The organism is Streptomyces sp. NPDC059564, assembly GCF_042735575.1.
Classification (GTDB): domain Bacteria; phylum Actinomycetota; class Actinomycetes; order Streptomycetales; family Streptomycetaceae; genus Streptomyces.
The window spans coordinates 1-18286 of record NZ_JBHWBP010000143.1 but is presented as its reverse complement, the minus strand read 5'-3'; the positions used below and the strand labels follow the sequence as shown (position 1 = coordinate 18286).

General features: G+C 73.0%; 20 protein-coding genes. All 20 read left to right on the top strand.

Annotated elements, in window-relative coordinates:
* Positions 1-63 precede the first annotated feature (63 nt).
* A complete protein-coding gene (locus ACFV0Q_RS23175) occupies positions 64-1467 on the top strand; it encodes an MFS transporter (RefSeq protein ID WP_385008216.1) in 1404 nt (467 codons plus the stop codon).
* Positions 1468-1551: 84 nt separating this feature from the next.
* Positions 1552-1929: an acyl carrier protein gene (locus tag ACFV0Q_RS23170; RefSeq protein WP_385008213.1), complete on the top strand. Its 378-nt coding sequence runs from the start codon at positions 1552-1554 to the stop codon at positions 1927-1929.
* Entirely contained in the window at positions 1926-2747 is an 822-nt protein-coding gene (locus ACFV0Q_RS23165; protein ID WP_385008211.1) for a 4'-phosphopantetheinyl transferase family protein, read from the top strand. The genes ACFV0Q_RS23170 and ACFV0Q_RS23165 overlap by 4 nt, the downstream gene beginning before the upstream one ends.
* Positions 2748-2796: 49 nt before the next feature.
* Positions 2797-3747 (top strand): ACP S-malonyltransferase, encoded by a 951-nt coding sequence (locus ACFV0Q_RS23160; RefSeq protein ID WP_385008210.1) that lies wholly within the window; start codon positions 2797-2799, stop codon positions 3745-3747.
* A 30-nt stretch (positions 3748-3777) separates the two neighbouring features.
* Entirely contained in the window at positions 3778-5340 is a 1563-nt protein-coding gene (locus ACFV0Q_RS23155) for an acyl-CoA carboxylase subunit beta (RefSeq protein WP_385008208.1), read from the top strand.
* Between the two features lie 35 nt (positions 5341-5375).
* Positions 5376-5606 carry an acyl-CoA carboxylase subunit epsilon gene (locus tag ACFV0Q_RS23150; protein ID WP_385008207.1) on the top strand — a complete coding sequence of 77 codons (231 nt, stop codon included), beginning with the start codon at positions 5376-5378 and terminating at the stop codon, positions 5604-5606.
* Positions 5603-6619 (top strand): dTDP-glucose 4,6-dehydratase, encoded by a 1017-nt coding sequence (rfbB, locus tag ACFV0Q_RS23145; protein ID WP_385008206.1) that lies wholly within the window; start codon positions 5603-5605, stop codon positions 6617-6619. Before ACFV0Q_RS23150 ends, rfbB begins: the two co-directional genes overlap by 4 nt.
* Positions 6616-7920: a lipopolysaccharide biosynthesis protein RfbH gene (gene rfbH / locus ACFV0Q_RS23140; RefSeq protein ID WP_385008205.1), complete on the top strand. Its 1305-nt coding sequence runs from the start codon at positions 6616-6618 to the stop codon at positions 7918-7920. The genes rfbB and rfbH overlap by 4 nt, the downstream gene beginning before the upstream one ends.
* The gene (locus ACFV0Q_RS23135) at positions 7917-9311 is read left to right on the top strand and encodes an NDP-hexose 2,3-dehydratase family protein (RefSeq protein WP_385008204.1); all 1395 of its coding nucleotides are present in this window, start codon (positions 7917-7919) and stop codon (positions 9309-9311) included. The genes rfbH and ACFV0Q_RS23135 overlap by 4 nt, the downstream gene beginning before the upstream one ends.
* Positions 9311-10276, top strand: a complete 966-nt coding sequence (locus tag ACFV0Q_RS23130) for a Gfo/Idh/MocA family protein (RefSeq protein WP_385008203.1) — start codon at positions 9311-9313, stop codon at positions 10274-10276. Before ACFV0Q_RS23135 ends, ACFV0Q_RS23130 begins: the two co-directional genes overlap by 1 nt.
* 74 nt (positions 10277-10350) lie before the next feature.
* On the top strand, positions 10351-10848 hold the full coding sequence (locus tag ACFV0Q_RS23125) for a nuclear transport factor 2 family protein (protein ID WP_385008202.1): 498 nt from the start codon (positions 10351-10353) through the stop codon (positions 10846-10848).
* A 7-nt stretch (positions 10849-10855) separates the two neighbouring features.
* Complete coding sequence (locus tag ACFV0Q_RS23120; protein WP_385008201.1) at positions 10856-11080, top strand: hypothetical protein; 225 nt, start codon at positions 10856-10858, stop codon at positions 11078-11080.
* A gap of 35 nt (positions 11081-11115) precedes the next feature.
* Positions 11116-12054: an alpha/beta hydrolase gene (locus ACFV0Q_RS23115; protein WP_385008200.1), complete on the top strand. Its 939-nt coding sequence runs from the start codon at positions 11116-11118 to the stop codon at positions 12052-12054.
* A gap of 144 nt (positions 12055-12198) precedes the next feature.
* Positions 12199-12888 carry a phosphoribosylanthranilate isomerase gene (locus tag ACFV0Q_RS23110; protein ID WP_385008199.1) on the top strand — a complete coding sequence of 230 codons (690 nt, stop codon included), beginning with the start codon at positions 12199-12201 and terminating at the stop codon, positions 12886-12888.
* A 98-nt stretch (positions 12889-12986) separates the two neighbouring features.
* On the top strand, positions 12987-13655 hold the full coding sequence (upp, locus tag ACFV0Q_RS23105; protein ID WP_385008198.1) for a uracil phosphoribosyltransferase: 669 nt from the start codon (positions 12987-12989) through the stop codon (positions 13653-13655).
* Positions 13652-14584 carry an EamA family transporter gene (locus ACFV0Q_RS23100; protein WP_385008197.1) on the top strand — a complete coding sequence of 311 codons (933 nt, stop codon included), beginning with the start codon at positions 13652-13654 and terminating at the stop codon, positions 14582-14584. The genes upp and ACFV0Q_RS23100 overlap by 4 nt, the downstream gene beginning before the upstream one ends.
* Before the next feature lie 170 nt (positions 14585-14754).
* Complete coding sequence (locus ACFV0Q_RS23095) at positions 14755-14988, top strand: tautomerase pptA (protein WP_385008196.1); 234 nt, start codon at positions 14755-14757, stop codon at positions 14986-14988.
* Positions 14989-14998: 10 nt separating this feature from the next.
* Complete coding sequence (locus tag ACFV0Q_RS23090) at positions 14999-15943, top strand: pseudouridine-5'-phosphate glycosidase (protein ID WP_385008195.1); 945 nt, start codon at positions 14999-15001, stop codon at positions 15941-15943.
* A 68-nt stretch (positions 15944-16011) separates the two neighbouring features.
* On the top strand, positions 16012-17094 hold the full coding sequence (locus ACFV0Q_RS23085) for an alkene reductase (protein ID WP_385008194.1): 1083 nt from the start codon (positions 16012-16014) through the stop codon (positions 17092-17094).
* Between the two features lie 14 nt (positions 17095-17108).
* Positions 17109-18050: a ribose-phosphate diphosphokinase gene (locus ACFV0Q_RS23080; RefSeq protein WP_385008214.1), complete on the top strand. Its 942-nt coding sequence runs from the start codon at positions 17109-17111 to the stop codon at positions 18048-18050.
* Positions 18051-18286: the final 236 nt, after the last annotated feature.

Below are 18286 nucleotides of genomic sequence, written 5' to 3'. Positions count from 1 at the left end.
GGGATCCCTCCCCGGCGGCCCGCCCCCCTTTCCGCTTCCCTCCTCCTCCGGCGAAACGCGAGCATGCAGTCCTCGACGAAAACCCCGACCGCCGGCGGGCGGGCGGCCCCGGCCCCCTGGGCCCTGGTGTCCGTACTCGCCGCGAACATGCTGGTCGACGCGTTGGAGGTGTCCGCGAACCTGGTGGCGCTGCCGGCCGTCGGCGCCGGTCTGGGGCTGCCCGTACCGCAGCTCCAGTGGATCGTCAGCGGCTTCGCCGCCGGGTTCGGCGGGCTCCTGCTGCTCGGCGGCCGGCTGGTCGAGCACCTCGGCCGCCGCCGGGTGTACCTGGCCGCGCTGCTCGTCTTCGCCGCCGCCTCGCTGGCCGGGGCGCTGACGGACAGTGCGGCCCTGCTGACCGCCACCCGTGTGGTGAAAGGCTTCTGCGTCGCGCTGACCGCACCCACCGGGCTCGCCATCATCACCTCCGCCGTCCCCGAAGGCCCCGCCCGCCGCCGGGCGGTGTCCCTCTACTCCTTCTTCGGCGCCGCCGGCTTCTGCTCCGGGCTGCTGCTGGCCGGGCTGCTCACCGCGGCCGGCTGGCGCTGGACCCTCGCCTTCCCGGCCCCCGTCGCCCTGCTCCTGCTGGCCGCCGGGGCGCGGCTGGTCCCGCGCGACGCGCCCGGCACCCGGGCCCCGCGCGGCCCCGGGTGGCACGCCACGGCGGGCGGTCTCGGCCTGACCGGCGCCGTCCTGCTGCTCGTGTACGGGCTCTCGCACCTGGCGGGCCCCGGCCGCGAACCGGCCCGGGCGGCGGCCGCCTTCGCCGGGGCCGTACCGCTCGGGGCGCTGTTCGTGGCGGCCGAGCGGCGCTCGCCCCGGCCGCTGGTGCCCCCCGTACTGCTGCGCCACGCGCCGCTGCTGCGCTCCGCGCTCGGAGCCGCCGCGCTCAACGGCTCGTACGTGGGCTTCCTGCTCGTCGCCACCCTGCACCTGGCGGGCTCGGGCCGCAGCCCCTGGCAGACCGCGCTCGCCTTCCTGCCGGCGGCCGCGCCGCTCGCGCTGAGCGCGCTGCACTCGGCCCGGATCGCGGTCCGGCTGGGCCCGGCGCGGGCGGTCGCCGCCGGCGCGGTCCTCGCCCCGCTCGGCTACGCGCTCTACCCGCGGGCCCCGGGCGCCGATCCGGGGCCCGCGGGGCTGCTGCCCGCGACGGCGTGCGTCGGAGCCGCCTTCGTGCTCGCCTTCACCGCCCTGCACCTCCAGGCGACGGGCTCGGTCCCGGCCGGGCTGCAGGCGGCGGCCGGCGGGCTCTACCAGACCTTCGTCCAAGTGGGCGCGGCCCTCACGGCGGCGCCGGTCGCCGCCCTCTACACGGTGGGCCGGGGCCCGGCGCTCTGGCTGGTCACCGCCGTCGGAGCGGCCGGAGCCTGCGTCGCCCTCGGCGGCCTGGCCCACCGCGGCCGCCCCCGTGCCCGCGCCCGTCCCTGAACCACCACCACCGATCCGCCCGGACACGTACCCGACACACGGTCGGACGGGAACAGCCCGTCCGCCCCGACACCGGAAAGCCTCATGAACACACTTCACATGTCACAGACGTACGAGACAGATACCGGCCTGGTCCACATGACCCGGCCCGACATGGCCCTGCTGCACACCGCCGGACTGCGCGAGCGCACCCGGATCCTGGAGCAGTACGTCCGCGAGGAACTCGGCCGCATCCTCGGGATCGAGCCGCAGCTGGTCGACACCACGGGCCGCCCCATGGGCTGCCTGGGCATCGGATCCATCTCCGGAATCGAACTCCAGTACCGGATGGAGAACACGCTCGGCGTCGACGTGAACCTCCAGCGGCTGCTGCTGGCCAACAGCGCGCAGGAGCTCATCGACTGCCTCGCCGGCCAGTTCGGCCCGGACGCCCACCTGCACGGTGCACCGGTGCCGGCATGACGGCCACCACCCTCCTGCCGGCCACGCGCCCGGCAGTGAACCACCGGGACCTCGCGCGCCCCGACTTCACCCTCTCCGCCGACCGCGTCGACCTCTGGCTGATCCGCCGGCCCACCGGCGCGGACGCCGAAGCCCTCGCGATCGAGGAGCTCGACGACAAGGAACGCAAGCGCACGGACTCCTTCATCCGCCGCTCCGACGGCATGCTCTACGCCGCCGCGCACGTGGCGGTGCGCCGGCTGCTCGGGCGCTACACGGCCACCCGGCCCGAGGACGTGCGCTTCATGCGCGAGCCCTGCCCGGGCTGCGGCGAAGCGCACGGCCGTCCCGCCCTGTCGCCCCCGCCGCCCCCGCTGCACTACTCCCTCTCGCACAGCGGGGGCGTGGCCATGGTGGGCGTGGGCACGGTGCCGCTCGGCGTCGACGTCGAGAAGCTTCCCGGAGCCGAAACGGTCGACATCTGCTCGAAGGCGCTCCACCCGCAGGAGCAGCTGGAGATAGCCGAGGCCGAGGCCGGTGAGGAGCGCAGGCAGCTGTTCGGCCAGATCTGGACGCGCAAGGAAGCGTTTCTCAAGGGCATCGGGACAGGGTTGAGCCGTTCCCCCGCGGAGGACTACCTCGGCACCGACCACGACCGCCACCCGCAGGGCTGGACCATGGTCGGCGTTCCCGCCGACGCCAGCCACGCGGCGGCCGTCGCCGTGGCGGGTCCGTCCCCCGCGAAGGTCGACGTCAGGTGGGTGCCGGACGCCTGGCTGTCCGTCGGCCACACCGTGTGCTCGGGCTCCGCCCCGGACCACACGACCCCCGCCAGTTGAACCGACCCGTCGAAACGGCCGGCCGAACCGCAGAAAAGGACGTGACCGGATGAGCCGCACCGCCTTCCTGTTCCCGGGCCAGGGCTCCGAATGCGCCGGAATGGGCAGGGAGCTGCTCGCCCTGCGCCCGGACCTCGCCGACACCTACTACCGCACCGCCGACGACCTCCTCGGCATCCCCCTGGCCCGGATCTGCCGGGACGGGTCCCCCCGGGACTTCGAGGACCCGGCGGTGGCGCAGCCGGCCGTCTTCCTGACGAGCCTGGCCGTGCTGGAGGTGCTGCGGGGCGAGGGCGTGGAGCCCGACGCCGTGGCCGGGCACAGCCTGGGCGAGTACGCGGCGCTGGTGGCGGCGGGCGTCCTGGAGTGGACCGAGGCGCTGTGGCTCGTCCGGCTGCGCAGCGAGCTCGTCGCCACGGTCGGGGACCGGATCGGCAGTGCCACGGCGGCGGTGATCGGCCCGCGCCGCACGGACCTGGTGCGGATGTGCGCCGAGGCCCGGGCGGCCACCGGTCAGCTCGTCGAGGTGGCCGGGGACAACGAGCCCCGGCAGACCGTGGTGTCCGGGCAGTCCGAGGCGGTGGAGCGGGTCGCCCGGGAGGCCCGCGCGGCCGGGGCGCGGGTGGAGTGGCTGCGTACCGGCGGCCCCTTCCACTCCAGCCTGCTGGACGAGGCCGAGGCGGAGTTCACCGAGACGCTGATCGCCACGGAGTTCCGCGAGCCGGCGGTCCCGCTGGTCTCCGGCGTCACCGGCGGGTGGGTGACGACGGCCGCCGAGGCCGTCGTCGCCCTGCGCGGCCAGCTCACCAGCCCGGTGCGCTGGACCGGGGCCGTCGGGGCGCTCGCCGCCTCGGGCGCGGACCGGTTCGTGGAGGTGGGCCCCGGCCAGGTGCTCGGCGGTCTCGTCCGCCGCATCCTGCCGGGCGCCCGCGTCCACTCCACGCACACCGCGGAGCGGCTGGCCCGGGCCGTGGGGGCGCTCACCACGACCGCAGTCTGACCATCGACCCACGGAAAGGGTGGGAGAACCATGCGAGGAGCGGACGACACGGTCCACCAACGGATCGACGAGCTCTTGGGGATCAAGGAGTCCGCGCGCAGCGGTGACGAGGACGCGACGGGGCGGCAGCACGCCAAGGGCAAGCTGACCGCGCACGAGCGCATCGCGCTGCTGCTCGACAAGGGATCGTTCACCGAGGTGGAGTCGCTGCGCCGGCACCGGGCCTCCGGTTTCGGACTGGAGGCCAAGCGGCCCAGCGGCGACGGCGTCGTCACCGGCTGGGGCACCGTGGACGGGCGGACCGTCTTCGTCTACGCCCACGACTTCCGGGTCTTCGGCGGGGCGCTGGGCGAGGCCCACGCCGAGAAGATCCACAAGATCATGGACATGGCGGAGGCGGCCGGCGCTCCCCTGGTGTCGCTCAACGACGGCGCGGGCGCCCGGATCCAGGAGGGCGTCTCGGCCCTCGCCGGCTACGGCGGCATCTTCCGGCGCAACACCCGGGCCTCGGGCGTCATCCCGCAGATCTCGGTGATGCTCGGGCCGTGCGCGGGCGGCGCCGCCTACTCCCCGGCGCTCACCGACTTCGTCTTCATGGTCCGCGAGACCTCGCAGATGTTCATCACCGGACCCGACGTCGTCAAGGCCGTCACCGGCGAGGAGATCTCCCAGAACGGGCTCGGCGGCGCGGACGTCCACGCCACCACCTCCGGCGTCGCGCACTTCGCGTACGACGACGAGGAGACCTGCATCTGCGAGGTCCGCTACCTGCTGGGGCTGCTGCCCTCCAACAACCGCGAACTCGCCCCCGTGGAGCGCTCCGGCGATCCGGCCGACCGGCTCTGCGAGGCGCTGCTCGACCTGGTCCCGGCGCAGTCCGGGCAGGCGTACGACATCCGCAGGGTCATCGAGGAGGTCGTCGACGACGGCGACCACTTCGAGGTGCACCCGGCCTGGGCGCCCAACCTGGTCTGCTCGCTGGCCCGCCTCGACGGGCACGTCGTCGGCGTCGTCGCCAACAACCCCGCGGCGACGGCCGGGGTCCTGGACATCGAGGCCTCCGAGAAGGGCGCGCGGTTCGTCCAGTTCTGCGACGCCTTCAACATCCCGCTCGTCACGCTGGTCGACGTACCCGGCTTCCTGCCGGGCGTGGACCAGGAGCACAACGGCATCATCCGGCGCGGCGCCAAGCTGCTGTACGCGTACTGCAACGCGACCGTTCCGCGCATCTCCCTGGTCCTGCGCAAGGCCTACGGCGGCGCGTACATCGTCATGGACTCCCGCTCGATCGGCGCGGACCTGGCGCTGGCCTGGCCCACCAACGAGATCGCTGTGATGGGCGCCGAGGGCGCCGCGAACGTGGTCTTCCGGCGCGAGATCGCCGCCGCCGAGGACCCGGACGCCGTCCGCGCGCAGCGGATCGCCGAGTACAAGGACGAGCTGATGCACCCGTACTACGCGGCCGAGCGCGGCCTGGTCGACGACGTCATCGACCCGCGCGAGACCCGGACGGTGCTGATCCGCTCCCTGGCGATGCTCCGCGCCAAGCACGCCGACCTGCCCGCCCGCAAGCACGGAAACCCGCCGCAGTGAGTGCCGGCGGGACGTCACGAGTCGAGGAGCAGCCCGTGGAAACCCAAGCCTCCGGCCACCTCATCCGCGTGGTGAAGGGCCGGCCCGACGCCGAGGAACTCGCCGCGCTGACCGCCGTCGTCCTGGCCCGGGCCGCGGCCTACGAGGGCCAGTACGGCGGTACGGCGGGCAGCGGGCCCGCCGTCGCCGCCTGGCGCCGCCCCGAGCGGACGCGCGGCTTCCTCGGCCCGCGCACCTGGCGCGAACGGCGCGGGGAGGCGGCATGAGGCTGCTGGTCACCGGCGGGGCGGGGTTCATCGGCTCGCACTTCGTGCGGACCCTGCTCGACGGCGGGTACCCCGGCCACGAGGAGGACCGGGTCACCGTCCTCGACAAGCTCACCTACGCGGGCAACCGGGAGAACCTCCCGGCCGCCCACCCCCGGCTGGACTTCGTCCACGGGGACGTCTGCGACGAGGAGCTGCTGCGCGGGCTGCTGCCCGGCCACGACGCGGTGGTGCACTTCGCGGCCGAGTCGCACGTCGACCGGTCCGTGCACTCCGCCGCCGCGTTCGTCCGCACCAACGTCGGCGGTACGCAGAGCCTGCTGGACGCCTGCCTGGCCACCGGGGTCGCACGCGTGGTCCACGTCTCCACCGACGAGGTCTACGGCTCCATCGCCGAGGGCGCCTGGACCGAGGAGTGGCCGCTGCGGCCCAACTCCCCGTACGCCGCCTCGAAGGCCTCCTCCGACCTCCTCGCGCGCGCCTACTGGCGCACGCACGGCCTCGATGTGACGGTCACCCGCTGCTCCAACAACTACGGGCCCCACCAGCACCCCGAGAAGCTGATCCCGCTGTTCGTCACCAACCTGCTGGAGGGCCAGCCGGTGCCGCTGTACGGCGACGGCCGCAACGTCCGCGAGTGGCTGCACGTCGACGACCACTGCCGGGCCCTGGTCCTGGTCCTGGACCGGGGCCGCTCCGGCGAGGTCTACAACATCGGCGGCGGCAACGAGCGGACCAACCTGCACATCACCGAGCGGCTGCTCGCCCTGTGCGGCGCGGACGTCTCGATGGTGCGCCGGGTCGCCGACCGCAAGGGCCACGACCTGCGCTACGCGCTGGACGAGACGAAGATCCGCGAGGAGCTCGGGTACGCGCCGCGGATCGGCTTCGAGCAGGGTCTCGCCGACACCGTCGCCTGGTACCGCGACAACCCCGGCTGGTGGAAGGCCGTGAAGCACCGCACCGACGACGACTTCGGCCGCGAGAGCCGTGAAGGGACCCGCAGGTCATGAACGTCCACAAGGGACTCATCCTCGACGAGACCGCCAAGTTCCACCAGGACGCCCAGGACGGCAGGCCCTTCGTTCCCGGCACCACGGAGATCTGGCCCGCCGGAGCCGTCCTCGACGAGCACGACCGCGCGGCCCTGGTCGAGGCGGCGCTGGAGATGCGGATCGCCGCCGGGCCCAGCTCGCGCCGCTTCGAGTCGCGCTTCGCCCGCAAGCTGGGGCACCGCAAGGCGCACCTGACCAACTCCGGCTCCTCCGCGAACCTGCTGGCCATGACGGCCTTCACCTCGCACCTGCTGGAGGACCGGCGGCTGCGCCCCGGAGACGAGGTCATCACGGTCGCCGCGGGCTTCCCGACCACCGTCAACCCGATCATCCAGAACGGGCTCGTGCCCGTCTTCGTCGACGTCGAACTCGGCACCTACAACACCACCGCCGACCGGGTGGCCCGGGCCATCGGCCCCAAGACCCGCGCCATCATGATCGCGCACGCCCTCGGCAACCCCTTCGAGGTCGCCGAGATCGCCCAGCTCGCCCAGGACCACGACCTGTTCCTGATCGAGGACAACTGCGACGCGGTCGGCTCCACCTACGACGGGCGGCTCACCGGCACCTTCGGCGACCTGACCACGGTGAGCTTCTACCCGGCCCACCACCTGACCATGGGCGAGGGCGGCTGCGTCCTGACCTCGAACCTGGCGCTCGCCCGCATCGTCGAATCGCTGCGCGACTGGGGCCGGGACTGCTGGTGCGAGCCGGGCGAGACCAACAAGTGCCTCAAGCGCTTCAAGTACCAGATGGGCACCCTTCCCGAGGGCTACGACCACAAGTACATCTTCTCCCACGTCGGCTACAACCTGAAGGCGACCGACATCCAGGCGGCCCTCGGCCTGACCCAGCTCGACAAGCTCGACGCCTTCTGCGACGCCCGCCGCCGCAACTGGCGCCGGCTGCGCGACGGCCTCGACGGCGTCCCGTACCTGATCCTCCCCGAGGCCACCCCGCGCAGCGACCCGAGCTGGTTCGGGTTCGCGCTCACCGTGGACCCCGAGGCGCCCTACCGCCGGGCGGCGCTGGTGGACTTCCTGGAGGGCCGCAAGATCGGCACGCGGCGCCTGTTCGCGGGCAACCTGACCCGCCACCCCGCCTACACCGACCAGCCGCACCGGGTCGTCGGCGACCTCACCAACAGCGACGTCGTCACCGACCAGACCTTCTGGATCGGCGTGTACCCGGCGCTGACCGACGAGATGCTCGACTACGTCATCGCCTCCGTCAAGGAGTTCGTGGGAGGCCACGCGTGAGCACGCCCGCCACCCCGGCCGTCCCGCGCCCCCGCTTCGACGCGGACCTCCCGGAGCGCTTCGCCCGCTCCGCCGCCGCCCCGGAGGGCGTCGCAGGGCGCACCGCGGACGTCCACGGCTGGCTGGAGGAGCGCCGCCGGGCCCACGACTTCCGGGTCGAGCGCATCCCCTTCGCCGAACTCGACGGCTGGTCCTTCGACCCGCACAGCGGCAACCTGGGGCACCGCAGCGGGAAGTTCTTCACCGTCGAGGGCCTGCGGGTGACCGCCTCCACCGACGGCCGGGACCGGCAGTGGCACCAGCCGGTCATCCGCCAGCCCGAGGTCGGCATCCTCGGCATCCTCGTCAAGGACTTCGACGGCGTCCCGCACTTCCTGATGCAGGCCAAGATGGAGCCGGGCAACCGCAACCTGCTCCAGCTGTCCCCGACCGTGCAGGCCACCCGCAGCAACTACACCAAGGCCCACCGGGGCGCCGGCGTGCGCCACATCGAGTACTTCACCGACCCCGGCCGCGGCCGGGTCCTCGCCGACGTCCTGCAGTCCGAGCACGGCTCGTGGTTCCTGCGCAAGAGCAACCGCAACATGCTCGTGGAGGCCGTGGGCGACGTACCGGAGCACGAGGACTTCCGCTGGCTCACCCTCGGCCAGATCGGCGAACTGCTGCGCCGGGACAACCTCGTCAACATGGACGCGCGCACCGTGCTGGCCTGCGCCCCCTTCCCGGACCCGGACGGCCTCGCCCTCCACCCGGACACCGAGCTGCTGTCCTGGTTCACCGCCGAGCGCTCGCGCCACGACGTGAGCGCCGAACCCGTCCCGCTCGCGGACCTGCCGGGCTGGAAGCGCACCGGGCACTCCATCGACCACGAGGAGGGCCGCTACTTCGGCGTCGTCGCGGTCGACGTACGGGCGTCCAGCCGCGAGGTCCCCGGCTGGACGCAGCCCCTGTTCGAACCCACCGGCACCGGCGTCACCGCCTTCCTGACCCGCAGGATCGGCGGCGTGCCCCACCTGCTGGTGCACGCCCGCGTCGAGGGCGGTTTCGCCGAGACGGTCGAGCTCGGCCCCACCGTGCAGTACACCCCCTCCAACTACGCGCACCTGCCGCCGGGCGAGCGCCCGCCCTTCCTCGACCTCGTGCTCGGCGCCGACCCCGCGCGCGTCCGCTACGAGGCCCTGCACTCCGAGGAGGGCGGCCGCTTCCTCAACGCCGAGAGCCGCTACCTCTTCCTCGACGCCGACGAGGACCAGGCCCCGCCGGACACCCCGCCGGGCTACCGGTGGGCCACCCCCGGCCAGCTCACCGCCCTGCTGCGGCACAACCACTACCTCAACGTGCAGGCCCGCACCCTGCTCTCCTGCCTGACCACGGGAGCGGTACACCTCTGATGGAGCCCGTACGCATCGGCGTGCTCGGCTGCGCCGACATCGCCCGCCGCCGGATGCTGCCCGCCCTGCGGGCCTGCCCCGGCGCGGACCTCGTCGCCGTCGCCGCCCGCGACGCGGCCAGGGCCCGCGCCACCGCCGCCGAGGCCGGCTGCGAGGCCGTCACCGGCTACGCGGCCCTGCTGGAGCGCGAGGACGTCGACGCCGTGTACGTACCGCTCCCGGCGGCCCTGCACGCCCGGTGGGTGGAGGCGGCGCTGCGCGCGGGCAAGCACGTCCTCGCGGAGAAGCCCCTCACCACCGACCTCGCCACCACCCGCCGCCTGACGGAACTGGCCCGGGCGACGGGCCGGGTGCTCCGCGAGAACGTGATGTTCGTCCAGCACTCCCAGCACGCCGCCGTACGCGCCCTCGTGGCCGACGGCGCCATCGGCGAACTCCGCTCCTTCCGCGCCGAGTTCGCCGTCCCCCGGCTGCCCGGCACCGACATCCGCTACGACGCCTCCCTCGGCGGCGGCGCCCTGTGGGACACCGGCGTCTACCCCGTACGCGCCGCCCTGCACTTCCTCGGCGACCGGCTGGAGACCGAGGCCGCCGTCCTGGTCCGCGGCGGACCCGGCCGCGCCGTCGACACCTCCGGCACCGCGCTGCTGCGCACCCCGGCCGGGGTCTGCGCGCAGCTCGCCTTCGGCCTGGACCACGGCTACCGCTCCGCCTACGAGATCACCGGGAGCGAAGGACGCCTCACCCTCGACGGGGCCTTCACCCCGCCCGCCGGCCACGTGCCCCGGGTCCTGCTCGAACGCCGCACCGGCACCGAGGAGATCGCCCTCGCCCCGGACGACCAGGTCCTGCGCACGGTGTCCGCCTTCACCGACGCCGTCCGCACCGCCGCCGCCCCCGACGGGGCGCCGCTGCGCCAGGCGGAGCTGCTCGACGAGATCCGGCGCCGCGCCCGCGTGCTGTGAGCGGGCGCGGCGCGGGGACGCCCGGAGCAGGTCCGCCGCCACCCCGCCCATGAAGTCCGCCCTCTGGAGAGGCCATGCCTTCGCCCCACGACGACATCGCGGACCTGCGCGAGCAGATCCGGATCCTGCGCGACCACGCCGAACTGCGCGAGCTGTTCGACCGCTACGTCACCGCCCTCGACACCGGCGGACCGCCGGGCCCGGACCGGGAACGGTTCGCCACCCTCTTCACCGAGGACGTCACCTTCGCCTTCCCGATCGGCGTCTGCACCGGCGTCGAGGCCTTCGCCGCCTTCCAGCGCGAGGCCCGCGACCGGTGGGCGCGCACCCACCACCTCAGCGCCGGCCACTCCGTGCTCCTCGACGGGGACCGCGCCACGCTGCGCGCCCAGCAGCTCACCACGCACGTCCACCACGCCGCGGCCGGACCGGCCGCCCACTTCGACGTCGGCGGGTACTCCGAGGCCCGCGCCGTGCGCACCGGGGCCGGCTGGCGGCTGAGCCACGTCGCCTTCCACGTCGTGTGGGACTCAGGCGTCCGCCTGCCCGAACTGACCGGAGTCCAGCTGTGAGCACCGGATGAACGCCGTGCAGATCGCCGGCTACTGGGTCCCCGCGCGCGATTCCCTGCGCGAGCCGCTGCCCGTACGGGAGCCCGTACGCGAACTCGTGCCGGATCCGCTGCGGGAGACCGCGCCGCATTCCGTACGGCTCCCCCTGCCGCCCCTGACCACGCTGCTGCGCCGCCGGGCCGCCTGGGGGCTCGCCGTCGCCCGGGGCCGGAGCGCGCGCTCCCGCCACTGACCCCCGCCCCCACCGTCACCCCAGGAGGACCCCGCATGCCCGCTCCACCGCCGCCCGGAGCGCCCGGGATCCGGCCCGTCGTCCTCGACGCGGCCGGGATCCCGCTGTCCGGGCTGCTCGCCCTGCCCGAGCGGCCGGTGCCCCGGGCCGTCGTGGTGGCCCTGCACGGCGCGGGCATGAGCGCGGGCTACTTCGACAGCCGGGCCCGCCCCGGGCTCTCGCTGCTCGAACTCGGCGCCGCCCTCGGCTACGCCGTGCTCTCCCTGGACCGCCCCGGGTACGGGGCCTCGGCGGCCGCGCTGCCCCGGGGGCAGGAACTCGCGGGGCAGACCGAGACCCTCCTGGCCGCCCTGGACGGCTTCGCCCGTACGCACGAACTGGGCGCGGGGTACTTCCTCGTGGCCCACTCCAACGGGGGCCGGCTCGCCCTGTCCGCCGCCGCCGACGCCGCCTTCGCGCCGGTCGGCGTGGAACTCGGCGGCCTCGGCCGGCGTTTCGCCGTCGAGCCCGGGCAGCTGCCCGGGGCGGCGGCGGACCTGCGCGGCCAGTGGCGCCGGCACTGGGGGGCGCTGCGGTTCTACCCGCCGGACGCCTTCCGGCTCGGCGCGGAACTGGTCCGTCCGGTGCCCGCCCTGGAGGCCCGGGAGACCGTCCGCTGGCCGGACATGTACCCCGGCTTCGCGGCCCGGATCGAGGCCCCGGTCCGCTTCACCTTCGCCGAACAGGAGCTGTGGTGGAGGACGGACGGTGCGGCCCTGGAGGAACTCCTGAGTCCGCTGACCAGGGCCCCGGCAGAGGCTGTCCGACAGCCTCATTCCGGTCATAACATCAGCCTGGGCTGGGCGGCTCGCACCTATCACCTGCGGGTTCTGGCCTTCCTGGAGGAGTGCCTGCTGGCCCGCGACGCGGCCGCCGTCCGCGGCGTACGACCGCCTGACAGAGACCTGAAGATGGTTGACGCGGATCTGACATAAACCCCGTTGACCAACAGATCGGCACCAACGAGGCTTTTCGTGAGCATCCCGAGACGTGTAACGAAAATCCGTCATCTCGGGACACGTCAACTCGTTCTGCCGTACTCGCTTTGATTCATCAGATTCATCCGAAAAGGAACACACATGAGTGACGTGAAGGACCTGGTCCAGGTCGCCGGAATCATCGACGCCGAGGAGGCCGCTCTGCTGGCCGAGGAGGGCGTCGACTGGTTCGGCTTCCCGCTCCGCCTCCCGTCGGGCAAGGACGACATCACCGAGGCCGCGGCCACGGAGATCATCGCCGGCCTGACCGCACCTCAGGAGGGCGTCCTCATCAGCTACATGACGGACGCCGACGAGATCAGCGCGTTCACCACTCAGCTCGGTGTCAAGGCCGTCCAGCTCCACGGTGACGTGGAGCCGGAGCAGCTGCGCAAGCTCAAGGCGAACCGTCCCGACCTGTACGTGCTCAAGAGCCTGGTCGTGAAGGAGGACAACGCCGAGGAGCTGCTCCAGCTCGTCGACGAGGTCGCCGACTCGGTCGACATGTTCATCACCGACACCTTCAACCCGGCCACGGGTGCCAAGGGTGCCACCGGCCTCACCCACGACTGGAACGTCAGCGCGGAGCTCGTGCGCCGTTCCCCGAAGCCCCTGATGATGGCCGGCGGCCTGAGCCCGGAGAACGTCGCCGACGCGATCCGCTTCGTCAAGCCCGCCGCCGTCGACGCCCACAGCCTCCTCGAGGGCTCCGACCGCCGCAAGGACCGCGCCAAGGTCGCGAAGTTCGTGGCCGAGTCGCGGCGCGCCTTCGCCGAGATCGCGGCCTCCTGACCGCGGCACCCCACCATGCGGTTGCGGCCGCCCGGGGCTCCCTGGGCCCTGGGCCCGGCCGCAGCCCGTCTGCACAGACCGACCAGAAGCAGGTTCTCATGGCGACCGGCCACCACAACGTCCACCCGCTTCCGCAGACCAACCAGCTGCGGGCCATGCACACGATCATCCGAGACCGCGAGGCATCGCGCGCGGACTTCGTGTTCTACTCCCGGCGCATCATCCGGCTGCTGCTCGAGTCGGCCCTCGACCAGCTGCCGTTCGACAAGCAGGAAGTCGTGACGCCGGTCGGCGAGACCTTTGACGGGCTGAAGTTCGTTCCGAAGCTGTGCGCCGTGCCCGTGATCCGGGCCGGTGACTCCATGGTCGACGAGCTGCGCGAGGTCGTGCCGAACATCCGCGTCGGCAAGGTCCTCATCCAGCGGGACAAGACCACCAAGCTCCCGCACCTCTACTACAAGAACCTGCCGGCCGACATCGCGGACCGGCACGTCCTGCTCCTGGAGCCGATGCTCGCCACCGGCGGCAGCGCCAACGCCGCCATCGGCGTCCTGCTCGACGCCGGCGTGCGCGAGGAGAACATCGTGTTCGTCAACTTCCTCGCGTCGCCCGAAGGCATCGCCGCGGTCCACCGCGAGCACCCGGCGGTCAAGATCGTCACCTCCTCGGTCGAGGAGCGCCTCAACGAGCACGCGTTCATGATCCCGGGCATCGGCGACTTCGGTGACCGCTTCTTCGGCACGACCGACTCGGGCGCCGCCGCGTGAAGACCACCCGGACACTGACGGACTCCGCGCTCACGGCGTTAGCGCCCGCGATCTGGGGTTCGACGTACCTGGTCACCACGGAACTGCTGCCCGAGGGACGCCCCCTGCTGGCCTCCGTGCTCCGTGCCCTGCCCGCCGGCCTGATCCTGGTGCTCCTGGGCCGTACGCTGCCCAAGGGCATCTGGTGGTGGCGGGCGCTGGTCCTGGGCGTCCTGAACATCGGCGCCTTCTTCTACCTGCTCTTCGTGGCCGCCTACCACCTGCCGGGCGGTGTCGCCGCGCTGGTGATGTCCATCCAGCCGATGATCGTGCTGCTGCTCGGCGCCGCCCTGCTGAAGGAAAAGATCAAGCGGATCCACCTGATCGCCTGTGCGCTCGGCGCCGCCGGTGTGGCCCTGCTCGTCCTCCAGCCGAACGCGGGGCTGAACGCCACCGGTGTCATCGCCGGCCTGCTGGGCGCGCTCAGCATGGCCTCCGGCATCGTGCTGACCAAGCGCTGGGGACGCCCCGAGGGCGTCGGCCTGCTGCCCTTCACGGGCTGGCAGCTGACCGTCGGCGGCCTGGTCCTGCTCCCGATCGCGCTGATCGGCGAGGGCCTGCCCGACGAGATCACCGGCAAGAACGTCTGGGGCTTCCTCTACCTCGGCCTCATCGGGGCCCTGTTCGCCTACGCGATCTGGTTCCGCGGCGTGCAGCGCCTGCCCGCCCTGGCCGTCTCGTTCCTGAGCTTCGCCTCCCCCCTGGCGGCCACCCTGCTCGGCTACTTCGTCCTCGACCAGTCGCTCTCCCCCCTGCAGATCGGCGGAGCGCTGATCGTCGTCGCCTCGGTGTTCCTGGCCCAGCCGCGGCAGGGCCGCAAGAAGCCCGAGGCCGGGCCGGCCGCCGAGCCGGCTCCACACCAGACCCCGCGGGAATCCGCCCCGGCGTAACGCGCCGGACTCCCGCCCGAGACTCCCCGCCGGGCCCCTTCCCCCCTGGGCGCGGGCGGGGAGTGGTGGTGGCACACCGCGGCCTCCCCCGTCCGCGGTGTGCCGCCCACCCCACCCCCTCAGACACAGACACAGACGTACGCGCACCACCCCGTGAGAGGACCGAGGCCGTGCCCCACATCCACGTCCGGCATTACCCGAGGAACTTCACGGAAGAGCAGCTCAGGGCGATCGACGAAGCGGTCACCGCCGCCGTGACGAGCACCTTCGCCACCGGCGAGGACACCGTCTCGATCTCCCTCGAGCCCGTCACCCCCGAGGACTGGGACACCAAGGTCCTCGCCGAGATAGCGGCCCGCCGGGACGAGCTGATCAAGGCGCCCGGCTACTGGAACGAGAGTTGAGAGAGCCCCGATGAGCGCAAGCAACGGCATCCCCGTCGTCTACACGGAGGAGGTCCGCGAAGCCCTCCACGACGGTGCGGCCGTCGTCGCCCTCGAGAGCAACGTCATCACGCACGGCCTGCCCTACCCGGACAACGCGGCGACCGCCCGCAAGGTCCAGGACGCCGTACGGGTCGGCGGCGCCGTGCCCGCGACGATCTGCATCGAGGCCGGTGAGATCCGGGTCGGCATGAGCGACGCCGACATCGAGCGCTTCGCGTCGCTGCCCGGCATCCCCAAGGTGTCCAGCCGTGACCTGCCGGTCGTCCTGGCACAGGGCGGGCTGGGCGCCACCACCGTGGCCACCTCCGTCGTCGCGGCCGAGCTCGCGGGGATCCCGTTCTTCTCGTCCGCCGGCATCGGCGGCGTGCACCGGGGCGCCCAGGAGACGTGGGACGTGTCCTCGGACCTCATCCAGTTCACCCGTTCCAAGGTCGCCGTCGTCTGCGCGGGCGCGAAGATGATCCTCGACCTCGGTCTGACGCTGGAGTACCTGGAGACGCAGTGCGTCCCCGTCGTCGCCTACCGCTCGGACGACTTCCCCGCCTTCTACTGCCGTACGAGCGGCCACAAGGCGCCCCACCGTCTGGACGACGAGACGGAGATCGCCCGCGCCGTCGAGGCCCACTGGGCCCTCGGCAACAACAGCTCCTTCCTGATCACCACCCCGGTCAGGGAGGAGGACGCCATCGACTCCGCCGAGGTGGACACGGCCATCCGCGCCGCCGTCGCCGAGGCCACCCGTGACGGGGTGTCGGGCCAGGCCATCACCAAGTACCTGATGCGCGCCGTCGACGCGGCGACCGAGGGCCGTTCGGCCAAGGCCAACATGGCCGTCCTCGCCTCCTGCGCCGAGGCGGCCGGCCGCCTCGCCGTCGCCCACTCCCGCCACCTCGCCGAGCGCGCGGGCCGCTGACCCGGTCCGCCCGCGGGCCAATCCGTACCACCACCGCACCACGCGTTGACCTCAGTCTGGAGAGAGACATGTCCGAGAAGCTGTTCGAGCCGGTCACCCTGGGGAAGCTGGCCCTGAGCAACCGAGTGGTCATGGCGCCCATGTCCCGCAACCGGGCGACCGCCGAGGGCCTGGCCACCGATCTGATGGCCACCTACTACGGCCAGCGGGCCGGCGCCGGCCTCATCATCACCGAGGGCGCCCAGCCCAGCGCCGTGGGCCAGGGCTTCGCCAACAGCCCGGGTCTGCACACCCAGGAGCAGGCCGAGTCCTGGAAGCCGGTCACCGAGGCCGTGCACGCCGCCGGCGGCAAGATCGTCGTGCAGCTCATGCACGCCGGCCGCATCGGCCACCCCTCGCTGTACCCGAGCGGCCACCAGTCGGTCGCCCCGTCCGCAGTGACCGCGGCCGGCCAGGCCTACGGCCCCGAGGGCCCGCTCGCCTACCCGGAGCCGCGCGCCCTGACGGCCGAGGAGATCGCCGAGGTCGTCAAGGAGCACGCGGACGCCGCCGAGCTCGCCATCGAGGCCGGCTTCGACGGCGTCGAGGTCCACGCGGGCAACGGCTTCCTGCTCCACCAGTTCCTGGCGGAGAACAGCAACCAGCGCACCGACCAGTACGGCGGCTCGATCGAGAACCGCGTCCGCTTCGCGATCGAGGTGATCGAGGCGGTCTCCGAGCGCATCGGCGCCGACCGCGTCGGCGTGCGCATCTCGCCGTCGAACCCGTACAACGACATCGTCGAGGGCGACACGCGCGCGCTCTACGAGGCGTTCGTGGCGGCCCTGCCGCCGGTGGCCTTCCTGCACATCCTGGAGGGCGGCAACCGCGACCACATCGCCGCCCTGCGCGCGCAGTGGACCGGCACGATCATCCTGTGCCCCCACCCGGAGAACGGCGTCCCGGTCAGCGCCGAGATCGCCACCGAGGCGCTGGAGACCGGCGTCGCCTGCGCGGTCGCCTTCGGCTCGGCCTTCCTCGCCAACCCGGACCTGCCGGAGCGCATCCGCACCGGCGCCGCGCTGGCCGAGGCCGACCAGAGCACGTTCTACGGCGGTGACCACACCGGTTACACCGACTACCCGTCCCTCGCCGAGGCCGACGCCGCGTGAGCGAGTCCGGACAGATGCTGCTCTTCTCGGGGCGCGCGCACCCCGAGCTGGCCGAGGCGATCTCCGCCGAGCTGGGCACGACGCTGGTCCCGACGAAGGCGATCGACTTCGCCAACGGCGAGATCTACATCCGCTACCACGCCTCCGTGCGCGGCGCGGACTGCTTCGTGATCCAGAGCCACACGGCGCCGATCAACAAGTCGATCATGGAACAGCTCATCATGATCGACGCGCTGAAGCGGGCCTCGGCCCGCAGTATCACGGTCATCCTGCCGTTCTACGGATACGCCCGTCAGGACCGCAAGCACAGCGGCCGGGAGCCCATCTCGGCCCGTCTGGTGGCGGATCTGCTCAAGACCGCCGGCGCGGACCGGATCCTGACGGTCGACCTGCACGCCGACCAGATACAGGGCTTCTTCGACGGCCCGGTGGACCACCTCTTCGCCATGCCGGTCCTCGCGGACCACATCGGCTCCAAGGTGGACCGCGCGGACCTCACCGTGGTCTCGCCCGACGCGGGCCGCGTGCGCGTGGCGGACGGCTGGTGCGACCGGCTGGGCGCCCCGCTCGCGATCGTCCACAAGCGGCGGGACAAGGACGTGGCCCACCAGGTCACGGCCCACGAGGTGGTCGGCGAGGTCGAGGGCCGGGTCTGCGTCCTGGTCGACGACATGATCGACACCGGCGGCACGATCTGCGCCGCGGCCGACGCCCTCTTCGCGCAGGGGGCGAAGGACGTCATCGTGGCGGCCACGCACGGGGTGCTCTCCGGCCCCGCGGCGGACCGCCTGAAGAACTCGCGCGTCAGCGAGTTCGTCTTCACGGACACCCTGCCGGTGCCCGGGGCCCTCGGACTGGACAAGGTCACCGTCCTGTCGATCGCCCCGCTCATCGCCGGGGCCGCCCGTGAGGTGTTCGAAAACGGATCTGTGACCCGGCTCCTGCAGAGCCGGTGATCGCCCGGGCGGACGGGCCCGACGGGGGCCCGTCCGTCCGATGGGGGAGGCGGCCGCACGCACCGCGCCGTTCCGGACTTTCCGGGTGGTGAGGCTCCTGTCTTGCGCCCCTCGGTCTTCTGATTCACCCGGCCGGGCAGCCGCCCGGCCACCGACGCTCACCGCCGGCGCGGTGGGAGCCCCCCCCGGGCGCGCCCCCCCCCCCCCCCGCGCCCCCGGAGCCCCCAGGAGGGGGG

What these genes read in the sequence shown, in the direction of transcription:
- ACFV0Q_RS23110 (WP_385008199.1), top strand. Translation starts at nt 12,199, where the DNA reads ATGAGTGACGTGAAGGACCTGGTCCAGGTCGCCGGAATCATCGACGCC.
- ACFV0Q_RS23120 (WP_385008201.1), top strand. Translation starts at nt 10,856, where the DNA reads ATGAACGCCGTGCAGATCGCCGGCTACTGGGTCCCCGCGCGCGATTCC.
- ACFV0Q_RS23080 (WP_385008214.1), top strand. Translation starts at nt 17,109, where the DNA reads ATGCTGCTCTTCTCGGGGCGCGCGCACCCCGAGCTGGCCGAGGCGATC.
- ACFV0Q_RS23175 (WP_385008216.1), top strand. Translation starts at nt 64, where the DNA reads ATGCAGTCCTCGACGAAAACCCCGACCGCCGGCGGGCGGGCGGCCCCG.
- ACFV0Q_RS23170 (WP_385008213.1), top strand. Translation starts at nt 1,552, where the DNA reads ATGAACACACTTCACATGTCACAGACGTACGAGACAGATACCGGCCTG.
- rfbB (WP_385008206.1), top strand. Translation starts at nt 5,603, where the DNA reads ATGAGGCTGCTGGTCACCGGCGGGGCGGGGTTCATCGGCTCGCACTTC.
- ACFV0Q_RS23115 (WP_385008200.1), top strand. Translation starts at nt 11,116, where the DNA reads ATGCCCGCTCCACCGCCGCCCGGAGCGCCCGGGATCCGGCCCGTCGTC.
- ACFV0Q_RS23165 (WP_385008211.1), top strand. Translation starts at nt 1,926, where the DNA reads ATGACGGCCACCACCCTCCTGCCGGCCACGCGCCCGGCAGTGAACCAC.
- ACFV0Q_RS23125 (WP_385008202.1), top strand. Translation starts at nt 10,351, where the DNA reads ATGCCTTCGCCCCACGACGACATCGCGGACCTGCGCGAGCAGATCCGG.
- rfbH (WP_385008205.1), top strand. Translation starts at nt 6,616, where the DNA reads ATGAACGTCCACAAGGGACTCATCCTCGACGAGACCGCCAAGTTCCAC.
- ACFV0Q_RS23085 (WP_385008194.1), top strand. Translation starts at nt 16,012, where the DNA reads ATGTCCGAGAAGCTGTTCGAGCCGGTCACCCTGGGGAAGCTGGCCCTG.
- ACFV0Q_RS23090 (WP_385008195.1), top strand. Translation starts at nt 14,999, where the DNA reads ATGAGCGCAAGCAACGGCATCCCCGTCGTCTACACGGAGGAGGTCCGC.
- ACFV0Q_RS23155 (WP_385008208.1), top strand. Translation starts at nt 3,778, where the DNA reads ATGCGAGGAGCGGACGACACGGTCCACCAACGGATCGACGAGCTCTTG.
- ACFV0Q_RS23130 (WP_385008203.1), top strand. Translation starts at nt 9,311, where the DNA reads ATGGAGCCCGTACGCATCGGCGTGCTCGGCTGCGCCGACATCGCCCGC.
- ACFV0Q_RS23160 (WP_385008210.1), top strand. Translation starts at nt 2,797, where the DNA reads ATGAGCCGCACCGCCTTCCTGTTCCCGGGCCAGGGCTCCGAATGCGCC.
- upp (WP_385008198.1), top strand. Translation starts at nt 12,987, where the DNA reads ATGGCGACCGGCCACCACAACGTCCACCCGCTTCCGCAGACCAACCAG.